The sequence below is a fragment of the Amnibacterium kyonggiense genome (assembly GCF_004364555.1).
Classification (GTDB): domain Bacteria; phylum Actinomycetota; class Actinomycetes; order Actinomycetales; family Microbacteriaceae; genus Amnibacterium; species Amnibacterium kyonggiense.
The window spans coordinates 207,574-219,871 of the sequence record NZ_SOAM01000003.1; the positions used below are offsets into that span (position 1 = coordinate 207,574).

Here is a 12,298-nt window from a genome sequence, read left to right on the forward strand (position 1 = left end):
CGGCGTTTCATGAACGGTTCATGTCGCGGATCGACACCGATCCGTTATTGCATGACGTCAGATGACGAGCTCGGTCGGCGGACGGTTCCCGGCGAACGCGTCGTCCGTCTCCCTGAGCACGCGAAGCACGTTCGCGCCCGCGAGACCCGCGAGGTCGGCGGCGCTCCAGCCGCGGCCGGCGAGCTCGGCGAGCAGCGCCGGGTAGCCGTCGACGCCCGTAATGCCCTCCGGCATCGCGTCGACGCCGTCGAAGTCGCCGCCGAGGCCGATGTGGCCCACGCCGGCGACGTCCCTCGCGTGCTCCACGTGGTCCGCGAGGAGCGCGAGCGGCACCCGCGGCGCGGGGCCCTGCCGTCCGGCCAGGTCCCACCGCCGGTAGGAGTCGCTGAGGAACTGCGGCACGAACGTGATCATGACGACGCCGCCGTTGTCCCCGAGGCGGGCGAGGACGTCGTCCGGCACGTTCCGCGGGTGGTCGTTCAGCGCCCGGACCGAGCTGTGGCTGAAGAGCACCGGAGCGGTCGCGACGTCGAGCGCGGCGTGCATGGTCGCGGGCGCGACGTGCGACAGGTCGACGAGCACGCCGAGCCGGTTCAACTCCCGCACGAACGCGCGCCCGCGGTCGCTGAGGCCGCCGTGGTGCGGCGCGTCGGTGGCGCTGTCCGCCCAGGTCGTCGTGCGGTTGTGCGTCAGCGTCAGGTACCGGACGCCGAGCGCGGCCAGCATCCGGAGGACGCCGGGCGACTCGTCGATCTGGTGCCCGCCCTCGGCACCGAGCAGGGACGCGATGCGACCGGTCGCCCGTGCCGCCTCGACGTCGGCCGCCGATCGAGCCAGCACGAGGTGCTGCGGGTAGGCCTCGACGAGGCGGTGGACGACGTCGATCTGCTCGAGCGTCTCCGCGACCGCGCGCTCGTTCCGCCCCTCGGAGCCGGGCGGGAGGTCCTCGACGAACACGCTCCACAGCTGGGCGCCGACGCGGCCCGCGCGCAGCCGCGCGAAGTCCGTGTGGCCCGGGAAGCCGGACTCGAGGCCGGCGACGGACGACCCGTGCCGCAGCCGCAGCTCCCACGGCCAGTCGTTGTGCCCGTCGACGACGGGTGCGAGCTCGAGCGCCCGTGCGACGGTCGCGGCGATGTCGTCAGCGGTCATGCGCCCATCCTTCCGCCCGTCGGGCGTGGATTCGGCACGGGCGCGGAGCGCCCGGCTCAACCACCGCGGCACACCGCCGGCAGGGCGCCCGGCTCGACCATCGTGACGAGTCCCCTCACACGAAGAGGACGAGGTCCTCGTCGCCGCGCGGGTGGAGGGCGACGTCGTGCGCCGCCGCCCAGGCGAGCAGCTCGTCGCGCGACGCCGCTTCGGCGCGGGTCTCCGCGAGCCGGCGCACCAACTCGCCCTTCGCGTGCTTGTTGAAGTGGTTGAGCGCGCGTCCCTCCGGCGTCTCCACGTGGAGGAACGCGCTGCCGACCGGGGCCGGCCCGAGCGCGACGTAGGACTCGGAGCGGGCATCGAGCACCCACTCCCCCGTCGCCGCGATCGCCGCGGCGACGGCGTCCCGCCAGTGCGCCTTCAACGGCAGGTCGGGCAGCGTCGTCGATCCGGACAGCCGGTACGACGGGATCGCGTCGCCGGCGCGGAGCAGGCCGAACAGCGCGGACGCGATGACGACGTGCTGGTCGACCCACGCCCGCGCGTCGGCGTCGAGGGTCGCGGCACCGAGCCCGTCGTAGAGCACGCCGGTGTACCGCTCGACCGCCGGGCGCACCGGTCCGGTGGTCAGCTCGCGGTTGAGCCGGGCCTCGTGCGCGTTGCGGGCACCGAGCTTCAGCACGGCGGTCGCGTCCCGCAGCGGGACGCGCTTCAACGCGGCGGCGGCGGTCCTCCGCTTCCCGCGCAATGACGGGAACGAGAGCGCAGCGGCGTCGAGAACGCCGCTGCCGCCCTCCGATTTGGTCTCGGAGGGCGGCAGCAGGACGATCACTGCTCGTTCTGGAGGAGGTCGAGTCCTACAAGACGGACGGTCACACCAGGGAGGCGGCGCGCGCCGCGATGGTGACGGTGTCGTTCTCGACGGAGATGAAGCCGTCCTCCGCGTTCGCGGTGATGCGGCCGCCGTCCGTCGCCGTGATGCGCACCTCACCCGCCGACAGGATGCCGAGGAGGGGCTGGTGACCGGCGAGGATGCCGATCTCCCCCACCTTGGTGCGGGCCACGACCATGGAGGCCTGCCCGGACCACACCTGCTCGTCCGCGGAGACGACGTTCACGGTGAGATCGGCCATGATCAGCCGTTCTCCTTCGCGATCTGGGCGGCCTTCTCCTCGACGTCCGAGATCGAGCCGACGTTGAAGAACGCCTGCTCGGGGACGTCGTCGAACTCGCCCTTGGCGATCGCGTCGAACGACTCGACCGTGTCCTTCAGCGGGACGGTCGAGCCCTCCACGCCGGTGAACTTCGTCGCCATGTAGGTGTTCTGGGAGAGGAACTGCTGGATCCGGCGCGCACGCGACACCGTGATCTTGTCCTCCTCGGAGAGCTCATCGACACCGAGGATCGCGATGATCTCCTGCAGCTCCTTGTTCTTCTGGAGGATCTGCTTGACCGTCGTCGCGACGCGGTAGTGGTCCTCGCCCAGGTACCGCGGGTCGAGGATGCGGCTCGTCGAGGTCAGCGGGTCCACGGCCGGGTACAGGCCGCGGGACGCGATCTCGCGGGAGAGCTCCGTCGTCGCGTCGAGGTGCGCGAACGTCGTCGCGGGCGCCGGGTCGGTGTAGTCGTCCGCGGGCACGTAGATCGCCTGCAGCGAGGTGATCGAGTTGCCTCGCGTCGAGGTGATGCGCTCCTGGAGCACGCCCATCTCGTCGGCGAGGTTCGGCTGGTAGCCCACCGCGGAGGGCATGCGGCCGAGCAGCGTCGACACCTCGGAGCCGGCCTGCGTGAACCGGAAGATGTTGTCGATGAAGAGCAGCACGTCCTGGTTCTGGACGTCGCGGAAGTACTCCGCCATCGTCAGCGCGGACAGCGCGACGCGGAGGCGCGTCCCGGGCGGCTCGTCCATCTGGCCGAAGACGAGGGCGGTCTTGTCGAAGACGCCCGCCTCCTCCATCTCGCCGATGAGGTCGTTGCCCTCGCGGGTGCGCTCACCGACGCCCGCGAACACGGACACGCCGCCGTGGTTCGCCGCGACGCGGTAGATCATCTCCTGGATGAGAACGGTCTTGCCGACGCCGGCACCGCCGAACAGGCCGATCTTGCCGCCCTGCACGTAGGGGGTCAGCAGGTCGATGACCTTGATGCCGGTCTCGAACAGCTGGGTCTTCGACTCGAGCTGGTCGAACGCGGGCGCCTTGCGGTGGATCGGCCAGCGCTCGGTGACCTCGAGCGTCTCGCCCGGCTCGAGGTTGAGCACGTCGCCGGTCACGTTGAAGACGTGGCCCTTGGTGATGTCGCCGACGGGCACCGAGATCGGGGCGCCGGTGTCGCGCACCTCCTGGCCGCGGACCATGCCGTCGGTCGGCTTCAGGGCGATCGCGCGGACGAGGTCGTCGCCGAGGTGCTGCGCGACCTCGAGCGTGATCTCGCTGGAGGAGTCGCCGATGACGATCGTCGTCTTCAGCGCGTTGTAGACCTCGGGGATCGAGTCGTGCGGGAACTCGATGTCGACGACGGGCCCGGTGACCCGGGCGACGCGGCCGACGCCGGGCTCGGTGGTCTCGGTCGGTTCGGGGGCGGTGAGCGTCATGGCTCTTTCGTCCTTCCTCAGCTGGACGACAGCGCGTCCGCGCCGCCGACGATCTCGGAGATCTGCTGCGTGATCTCCTGCTGCCTCGCGTTGTTCGCGAGCCTGGTGTACTCGCGGATCAGCTTGTCCGCGTTGTCGGAGGCGGCCTTCATCGCACGCTGGGTCGCGGCGTGCTTGCTGGCCGCGCTCTCCAGCATCGCGGCGTAGATCCGCGACTCGATGTAGACGGGGAGCAGCTCGTCGAGCACCGAGCCGTCGTCCGGCTCGAACTCGTAGAGCGGCAGGGCCTTCGGGTCGCTCGGCTCGTCGACGCCCTCGACGACCTCGAGCGGCAGGAGGCGGAGCATCTCCGGCGTCTGCGTGAGCATCGAGACGAAGCGGTTGTAGACGATGTGGATCTCGTCGACGCCGCCCTGCTCGGTGTCCTGCACGAACGCCTCGACGACCGCATCCGCGATCTCGTGCGCCGTCTCCGCGTCGGGGTTGTCGGTGCCGCCGACCCAGTCGCGGATGTACTCGCGCCGACGGAACCGGTAGTAGCCGACCGCCTTGCGGCCGACGAGGAAGGAGACGACCTCCTTGCCCTCGTCGCGCAACAGCTCGGCGAGCTCCTCGCTCTTGCGCAGCACGTTGGAGTTGAACGCGCCCGCGAGCCCGCGGTCCGAGGTGAAGATCACGATCGCGGCGCGCTTCGGGTTCTCGGCCTCGCGGGTGAGCACGTGGTCGACGTTGGAGTACGTCGCCACCGCCGACACCGCGCGCGTCACCGCGCGGGCGTACGGCAGGCTCGCGGCGACGCGCTGCTGCGCCTTCGCGATGCGCGAGGCGGAGATCAGCTCCATCGCCCGCGTGATCTTCTTCGTCGTCTGCGCGCTCCGGATGCGGGAGCGGTAGACGCGGACCTGTGCCGGCATGCGCTACCGCTTGTTCCGGGTGATCTTCGCCTGCTCGACGTCCTCGCGCTCGGCCGCCTCGAAGGACTCCTTGCCCACGGAGGCGAGCGGCTTGCCCTCGCCCGTCGTGAACTCCTTCTTGAAGGCGTCGACCGACTCGTCCAGGGCGGCGACGGTGTCGTCGTCGAGGACGTTGGTCTCGCGGAGGGTGTCGAGCACGGAGGTGTTGTGCTTCAGGTAGTCGAGCAGCTCGCGCTCGAACCGCAGCACGTCCTCCACCGGCACCTCGTCGAACTTGCCGTTCGTGCCGGACCAGATCGAGACGACCTGCTCCTCGACGGGGTACGGCGAGTACTGCGGCTGGCGCAGCAGCTCGGTGAGGCGGGCGCCGCGGGCGAGCTGCCGACGGCTGGCCGCGTCGAGGTCGGACGCGAACATCGCGAACGCCTCGAGCGAGCGGTACTGCGCCAGCTCGAGCTTCAGCGTGCCGGAGACCTTCTTGATGCTCTTCACCTGGGCGTCGCCGCCGACGCGGGACACCGAGATGCCGACGTCCACGGCGGGACGCTGGTTCGCGTTGAACAGGTCGGACTGCAGGAAGATCTGGCCGTCGGTGATCGAGATCACGTTGGTCGGGATGTACGCCGACACGTCGTTCGCCTGCGTCTCGATGATCGGGAGACCGGTCATCGACCCCGCGCCGAGCTCATCGGAGAGCTTCGCGCAGCGCTCGAGCAGGCGGGAGTGCAGGTAGAACACGTCACCCGGGTACGCCTCGCGCCCCGGCGGACGACGGAGGAGGAGGGACACGGCGCGGTACGCGGCGGCCTGCTTGGACAGGTCGTCGAACACGATGAGGACGTGCTTGCCGTCGTACATCCAGTGCTGGCCGATGGCCGAGCCGGTGTAAGGCGCGAGGTACTTGAAGCCGGCGGGGTCGGATGCCGGAGCCGCGACGATCGTCGTGTACTCCATCGCGCCGGCGTCCTCGAGGGCGCCGCGGACCGAGGCGATCGTGGAGCCCTTCTGGCCGATCGCGACGTAGATGCAGCGGACCTGCTTCTTCGGGTCGCCGGACTCCCAGTTCGCCTTCTGGTTGATGATCGTGTCGACCGCGATGGCGGTCTTGCCGGTCTGGCGGTCGCCGATGATCAGCTGGCGCTGACCGCGACCGACCGGGATCATCGCGTCGATGGCCTTGATGCCGGTCTGCATCGGCTCCTTGACGCTCTGGCGCTGCATGACGCCGGGCGCCTGCAGCTCGAGCGCGCGGGTCTCCGACGTCTCGATCGGGCCGCGGCCGTCGATCGGCTCGCCGAGCGGGTCGACCACGCGGCCGAGGTACGCGTCGCCGACGGGGACGGAGAGGACCTCGCCCGTGCGGCGGACCTCCATGCCCTCCTCGATGCCCTGGAACTCGCCGAGCACGATGACGCCGATGTCGTCCTCGTCGAGGTTGAGCGCGAGGCCGCGGACGCCGTTGGAGAACACGACGAGCTCGTTCGCCATCACGTTCGGGAGGCCCTCGACGTGCGCGATGCCGTCGGCGGCGTCGATGACGGTGCCGACCTCGGTCGCGGTGGACTTGCCGGGGTCGTACGCCGCGACGAAGTCAGCGAGCGCGCTGCGGATCGCGTCTGGGCTGATGCTGAGATCGGTCAAGAGGGTGTGTCCTTATCGAAGAGGATCGGGAGTCGTGGGTCAGCCCGCGAGGCGCTGACGGAGGTCGTCCAGCCGGGCGCGGACGGTGCCGTCGATCACGTCGTCACCGACGGTGATCCGCACGCCGCCGACGAGGTCCGGCTCGACGATCTGGTTGAGGACAATTTTACGCTGGTAGCCCGCCTCGAGCCGCGCCGCGAGCGCACTCGCCTGCGCCGTGGACAGCGGGGTCGCGGTCTGCACGATCGCCACGACCTGGTCGTTCGCCGCAGCGACGATCGCCTGCGCCGCGCGCAGCGCCTCGATCGGCTTGCGGCCGCGGGGCAGCTGCACGACGTGGCGCACGATCGTGCGGGTCGCGGGCTTCGCGTCCGCGAGCAGCGCATCCACGAGCTTCAGCCGCGCCTCGAGCGGCGACGCCGAGCCGCCGAGCGCGAGCTCGAGCCGGCCGTCGGAGCCGACGGTCCGCAGCACGGTGAAGAGCTCGCCGTCGAGACCCGCGGACGCGGGCTGCGCGGCGACGGCGCGGAAGCCGATCTCCTCCACGCCCTCGACGAGGTCCTCCGGGGTCGACCAGCGGCCGCTGACCAGCGTGCCGAGCAGCGAGCGCGTCTGCACGCCGAGCGACGCGAAGACACGGTCGACCAGGCCGACCCGCTGCTCGGTCGGCACGCCAGCGTCCGCGAGCACGGCGACCAGCTGGTGCGAGGCGCCGAGGCTGCGGGCCGCGGCCAGCAGCTCCTCGCCGAGTGCGGGATCCGGCTTCTGGACCGCCGCGAGCGCGGCGATCCCGTCGGTGACGGACGTCCGGGTGGCGGCGCCCATCAGGCACGCCCCGTCACTGGACGCGACCGTCGGACGCGTGCTCGATCTCGAGGTCGGCGAGGAAGCGGTCGACGAACGCGGTCGCGTTCCGGTCGGTCGCCAGGTGCTCGGCCACGACCGCGGACGCGAGGTCGAGGGCCAGCGACCCCACCTCGGCGCGGAGGCTCTGCACGGCGGCGTCGCGCTCGGACTGGATCTGCGTGCGCGCCTGGGCGACCACGCGGGCCGCCTCGGCCTGCGCCTGCTCGACCAGGTCCGCACGGATGCGCTTGGCGTCCTCGCGGGCGGCCTCACGGATGCGGCCGGCCTCCGTCCGAGCCTCGGCCAGCTGCTGCTGGTACTGCTCGAGGATGTTCTCGGCCTCTTCGCGGGCGTGCTTCGCCTCGTCGATGCGGCCTTCGATCGCGGCGGACCGCGCGTCGAGCAGCTTGTTCAGCCTCGGCAGCGCCACGAAGATGAACGTCAGGAGGACGACGACGAAGCCGACCGTGCCCCAGATGAGGTCCGGGAGCTCGGGGATGAGCAGGCTGTGCTCCGACTCCGACGCTGCCGCGACGAGTGTCGTGTTCATGTGATCAGGCTCCTTCGGCCTCGACGGCCGATCAGTTCGGAGACGGGAACGGGATGAAGCCGATCGCGATCGCGATGAAGCAGAGCGCCTCGGTGAGCGCGATGCCGAGGAACATCAGCGAGGTCAGACGACCCTGCAGCTCGGGCTGACGCGCGACCGACTCGATGGTCTTGCCGACGATGATGCCGACGCCGATACCGGAGCCGATGGCTGCGATGCCGAAGCCGAGGGCGGCGAGATAGCCGACGATGTGCATTCAGGGGTTCCTTTCGTGGGGATGAGTGCCCGCGGATCGGGCGGTCAGTGCTCTTCCGCCATCGCGAGCTGGATGTAGATCGCGGTGAGGAAGGCGAAGACGTAGGCCTGGAGGGCGGCGACGAAGATCTCGAACACGAGGTACACGAGGCCGAACGCCACGGTGCCGACGCCGATGAGGCCGAGGAAGTTGCCCTGGGGCAGCAGGGTGAAGAGGAAGAACGAGGACGCCGCGTAGACGAGCGCGAGGAGCAGGTGGCCGGACACCATGTTCATCAGAAGCCGGAGCGTCAGCGTCACGGGCCGCACGATGAACGTCGAGAGGATCTCGAGCGGCGTCAGCAGGATGTAGAGCACCTTCGGCACGCCCGGCAGGAAGAGCGCGTTCTTCAGGTACGTCCAGCCGAGCTTCCGGAAGCCGGCGTAGATGAACAGCACCCACGCGATCAGGGCGAGCACGAGCGGCAGCCCGATCACCGAGCTGCCGGGGATCAGCAGCGGCGGGATCGGCCCCGTGATGTTCGTGGCGAAGACCAGGAAGAACATCGTCATGATGACGGGGAGGAAGCGCTTCCCGTCCTTCTCACCGAGCGTCTCGATGGCGATGTTGTTGCGGACGAAGCCGAGCAGCCCCTCGACCGAGACCTGGAACCGGCCCGGGACGAGCTTCATGTTCCGGGTGCCGAGCCAGAGCCAGACGACCAGGACGATGACGGCCAGCATCCGGATGACCATGATCCGGTTCATCTCGAACGGGGTGCCCACGAAGAGGATCGGGCCGGGGAAGAACTGCTGGATGGTGGGCGCGACGAATCCGCTGTCGTCGGCGGCCATCGGCAACGAGGTGATCAGGTGCTGGAACAGCGCTCTCTCCGTACATCTGCGCGCGTGGCGCACGCGGTGGACTTGGCGGGCGTTCGACCACCCTATCAACAGGAACCGGGGTCCCGAGAGCCGCGATCCCCTGGTCCCGCCCGGGATCCGGCTCCCTATCAGACCCGGTCGGTCACCGGGATCCTGGCGCGCCCGACGACGACCGCGTCGACGACGAGCGACGCGATGACCGTGCCGACGATGCTCACGAGCAGCACGCCCGGGACGACCCACGGCTGCGACCGCAGCCCGACCATCACGAGCACGAAGACGACCAGCTTCACGAACCAGGCGAGCATGAGCACGGCGTAGGCCGCGGTCCCGCCGCGACGGGTGACGCGCCCCGACACGAGCAGCCCGAGGGCCGTGATCCCGAGGAACAGGATCGTCAGCACGGCGCCGACGAGGCCGGAGGCGAGGCCCGGTCCTCCGGCGATCGCGAGCCCGACCAGGCCGGTCACGAGGCCGACCGCGAAGCCGATGGAGGCGCCGAGCACGAGGGCGCGGCGCATCACGGAGGCGAGGGTGTCGAACATCAGGCGGATCGCTCCTTGGGGTTCGCGCCGGCGCGGTCGAGCGGGTCGAGCACCGCAATCTCCCGCGTCGTGGTCGCGACGGGCTTCGCCTGCACCGCGTACTCGCGCCGCTTCCGGTGCGAGAGCGGCGCGAGGGTCGCCACGGCGCAGACGGCCAGGCCGCCGCCGATGAAGCTCCATGCCACGACCGGCATGGCCACGAGGAACAGGAGCGAGCCGACCGAGATCACGGCGGTCCAGGCGTAGAAGATCAGGGTGGCGTGCAGACGGCTGTGGCCCATGTCGAGCAGCCGGTGGTGCAGGTGCTTGCGGTCGGCGCTGAACGGGCTCTTCCCCGCGCCGATGCGGCGGATCACCGCCAGGCCGAAGTCGAGCGTCGGCACGATCATGATCACGACCGGCAGGAGCAGCAGTGTGAACGCCGGCGCGTACTGGGAGCGGAAGTAGCCGCCGGAGGGGTTCGAGAACATCTCCGGATCCATGTTCCCTGAGACGCTGATCGACGCGACCGCGAACATCAGGCCGACGAGCAGGCTCCCCGCGTCGCCCATGAACAGCCGCGCCGGATGCCAGTTCAGCGGGAGGAAGCCGAGGCAGACGCCCGCCATCGCCGCGGACAGCAGCGTGCCGAGCGTGAAGTAGCTGGTCGACCCGGTCGTCTGCAGCGCCATGTAGCTGTAGAGGAAGAACGCCCCGTTCGCGATGATCGCGATGCCGGCGACGAGCCCGTCGAGCCCGTCGATGAAGTTCATCATGTTCATGACGACGACCACGACGATGAGCGTCAGGGCGAGGGACGACCACGTCGAGCCGATGGTGACGCCGCCGATGGGGAGCGAGTCGAGCGCGAGGCCGCCGAGCCACGCGAGCACGCCGGCCGCGATGATCTGCCCGATGAGCTTCGTCGTCCAATCGAGGTCGAAGAAGTCGTCGAGCACGCCCATGACCACGATGAGCGTCGCGGCGATCAGGATCGCCCAGATCGTGCGCTCGTTGCCGTCGTGGAAGACGATGTCGAAGTAGGGGTGGATCTGCGAGGCGATCAGCAGCGCCGTCAGCAGGCCGACGTACATCGCGATGCCGCCCAGCCGGGGCGTGGGCCGCGTGTGCACGTCGCGCTCGCGGATCTCCGGGTACAGCTTGTACCGGATGCCGACCCGCCACATGACGATCGACATCAGGAAGCTCACCACGGCGCCGGCGAGGGCGACGAGCAGCGTGACGATCACGCGGTCGACTCCGGTTCCGCCGGCCGGGGCTCGTCGGACTCGTCCTGCTCGTCGGGCTCGTCCTCGCGGACCGGGATCGCGAACGCCTCGGGGACGGCGGCCTCGAGCGCCTCCCGCAGGATCACGCCCTCGCGGAGGACGAGCAGCGGACCGGACTCGTCGACGAGGCCGGTCGCGTCGACGATCGTCGACGGCAGCGGTCCCGAGGTGGCGCCGGCGTCGAGGTAGACGTCGATCGAGTCGCCGAGCTGGTCGAGCGCGTCCTGCGCGGTCTGCGCGGCCGGCTGCCCGGTGCGGTTCGCGGAGCTGACCGCGAGCGGCCCGGTCTCGGCGAGGAGCTCCAGGGCGATGCGGTCGTCGGGCATGCGGAGGGCGACGGTGCCGCCCGTGTCGCCGAGGTCCCACGCGAGCGTGGAGCGGGCGGGCAGCACGATGGTCAGCCCGCCGGGCCAGAACGCGTCGGCGAGCTTCGTGACGGCGTCGGGCACCGTCTCGGCCAGCGCGTCGAGCGTCGACCGGTTCGGCACGAGCACCGGCGGCGGGGCGCTGCGGCCGCGGCCCTTCGCGTCGAGCAGCGCCTGCACCGCGTCGGGCTGGAACGCGTCGGCGGCGATGCCGTAGACGGTGTCCGTGGGCATGACGACGAGGTCGCCGCGAGCGATCGCGGCGCGGGCCTCGCGCATCCCCGGCAGCAGGCTCACCGGATCGGCGCAGTCCACCACGGTCGCCATGCGTTCGATGGTACTGCGACGCCCGTGCACCCCCGGGCAGGCACCCTGCGGTGTCCCTGGTCGCGTCGTCGGCGGGTCAGCGGAAGCGGGCGGTCGTCACGCGGTCGCGGCCGGTCAGGTCGGGGTGCGTCGCGGCGTCGTGCCAGCCGTCTCCGAGAAGGGCGCGGGTCGGCTCCCCCTGCTCCTCGCCGTGCTCCACGGCCAGGAGGCCGCCGGGCTTCAGCAGCCGCTCGGCGGTCGCGACGACCGCGCGCATCGGGTCGAGGCCGTCCGGGCCGCCGTAGAGGGCGGCGGGCGGGTCGAAGCGCTCGACCTCCGGGTCCCTCGGCACCATCCCGTCGGGGACGTAGGGCGGGTTCGACACGACGACGTCCACCGAGCCGTCCCACTCCGGCGCGGCGTCGGCGAGATCGCCCGGCACGATCCGGGCGTTCGCGACGCCGAGCCGCGCGCGGTTGCCGTCCGCCCAGGCGAAGGCCTCCGGGCTCCGCTCGACGCCGAGCACGTCGGCGTCCGGCCGCTCGTCGGCTATCGACAGCGCGATCGCGCCGCTGCCCGTGCCGAGGTCGACGACGCGGCCGCCCTCGGGCAGCGCGCGGAGGACGTGCTCGACGAGCACCTCCGTCTCGGGCCGCGGCACGAAGACGCCGGGGCCGACGGCGAGCTCGATGCGCCGGAACCCGGCGTGCCCGGTCAGGTGCTGCAGCGGCTCGCGGAGCCCGCGCCGGAGCACGAGCTCCCGGTAGCGGGCCGCGACCGGCAGCGGCAGGTCCCGGCCGACCAGGGCGAGCGCCTGCGCCCTCCCCCGGCTCGTGCCGAGCACGTGGGCGAGCAGCAGCTCCGCATCGACGCGGGGCTGCGGCACGCCGGCGAGCTGCAGGTGCCCGATCGCGGCGCGCAGCAGCTCATCGCTTCGCCGCGGCGGCAGATCCGTCACGATCCTTCGTTTCGTAGGAAGGCGCTTCCTACAGAACGGAG

The 12,298-nt window shown here is 70.9% G+C and carries 14 protein-coding genes; all 14 read right to left on the minus strand.

Annotated elements, in window-relative coordinates:
• Positions 1-57 precede the first annotated feature (57 nt).
• Positions 58-1,152: a dipeptidase gene (locus tag CLV52_RS14145; RefSeq protein ID WP_133767016.1), complete on the minus strand. Its 1,095-nt coding sequence runs from the start codon at positions 1,150-1,152 to the stop codon at positions 58-60.
• 115 nt (positions 1,153-1,267) lie between these two features.
• Entirely contained in the window at positions 1,268-1,984 is a 717-nt protein-coding gene (locus CLV52_RS14150) for a YaaA family protein (protein ID WP_133767017.1), read from the minus strand.
• 40 nt (positions 1,985-2,024) lie between these two features.
• A complete protein-coding gene (locus CLV52_RS14155) occupies positions 2,025-2,285 on the minus strand; it encodes a F0F1 ATP synthase subunit epsilon (protein ID WP_133767018.1) in 261 nt (86 codons plus the stop codon).
• A 2-nt stretch (positions 2,286-2,287) separates the two neighbouring features.
• Positions 2,288-3,745: a F0F1 ATP synthase subunit beta gene (gene atpD / locus CLV52_RS14160; RefSeq protein ID WP_133767019.1), complete on the minus strand. Its 1,458-nt coding sequence runs from the start codon at positions 3,743-3,745 to the stop codon at positions 2,288-2,290.
• Between the two features lie 17 nt (positions 3,746-3,762).
• The gene (locus CLV52_RS14165) at positions 3,763-4,659 is read right to left on the minus strand and encodes a F0F1 ATP synthase subunit gamma (protein ID WP_133767020.1); all 897 of its coding nucleotides are present in this window, start codon (positions 4,657-4,659) and stop codon (positions 3,763-3,765) included.
• Positions 4,660-4,662: 3 nt separating this feature from the next.
• Positions 4,663-6,300: a F0F1 ATP synthase subunit alpha gene (gene atpA / locus CLV52_RS14170; protein WP_133767021.1), complete on the minus strand. Its 1,638-nt coding sequence runs from the start codon at positions 6,298-6,300 to the stop codon at positions 4,663-4,665.
• A 39-nt stretch (positions 6,301-6,339) separates the two neighbouring features.
• Positions 6,340-7,125, minus strand: coding sequence for a F0F1 ATP synthase subunit delta (locus CLV52_RS14175; RefSeq protein ID WP_133767022.1), 786 nt, complete (start codon positions 7,123-7,125; stop codon positions 6,340-6,342).
• Between the two features lie 13 nt (positions 7,126-7,138).
• Positions 7,139-7,696, minus strand: a complete 558-nt coding sequence (locus CLV52_RS14180) for a F0F1 ATP synthase subunit B (protein WP_133767023.1) — start codon at positions 7,694-7,696, stop codon at positions 7,139-7,141.
• Positions 7,697-7,727: 31 nt separating this feature from the next.
• Positions 7,728-7,952, minus strand: coding sequence for a F0F1 ATP synthase subunit C (gene atpE / locus CLV52_RS14185; protein ID WP_133767024.1), 225 nt, complete (start codon positions 7,950-7,952; stop codon positions 7,728-7,730).
• A gap of 44 nt (positions 7,953-7,996) precedes the next feature.
• Positions 7,997-8,785, minus strand: a complete 789-nt coding sequence (atpB, locus tag CLV52_RS14190) for a F0F1 ATP synthase subunit A (RefSeq protein ID WP_133767025.1) — start codon at positions 8,783-8,785, stop codon at positions 7,997-7,999.
• Between the two features lie 158 nt (positions 8,786-8,943).
• On the minus strand, positions 8,944-9,360 hold the full coding sequence (locus CLV52_RS14195; protein ID WP_133767026.1) for a Cg1360 family ATP-synthase-associated protein: 417 nt from the start codon (positions 9,358-9,360) through the stop codon (positions 8,944-8,946).
• Entirely contained in the window at positions 9,360-10,589 is a 1,230-nt protein-coding gene (locus tag CLV52_RS14200; RefSeq protein ID WP_246018154.1) for an MraY family glycosyltransferase, read from the minus strand. Before CLV52_RS14200 ends, CLV52_RS14195 begins: the two co-directional genes overlap by 1 nt.
• Positions 10,586-11,320, minus strand: a complete 735-nt coding sequence (locus CLV52_RS14205; protein WP_133767027.1) for an L-threonylcarbamoyladenylate synthase — start codon at positions 11,318-11,320, stop codon at positions 10,586-10,588. Before CLV52_RS14205 ends, CLV52_RS14200 begins: the two co-directional genes overlap by 4 nt.
• 76 nt (positions 11,321-11,396) lie before the next feature.
• Positions 11,397-12,260: a peptide chain release factor N(5)-glutamine methyltransferase gene (gene prmC / locus CLV52_RS14210; protein ID WP_133767428.1), complete on the minus strand. Its 864-nt coding sequence runs from the start codon at positions 12,258-12,260 to the stop codon at positions 11,397-11,399.
• Positions 12,261-12,298: the final 38 nt, after the last annotated feature.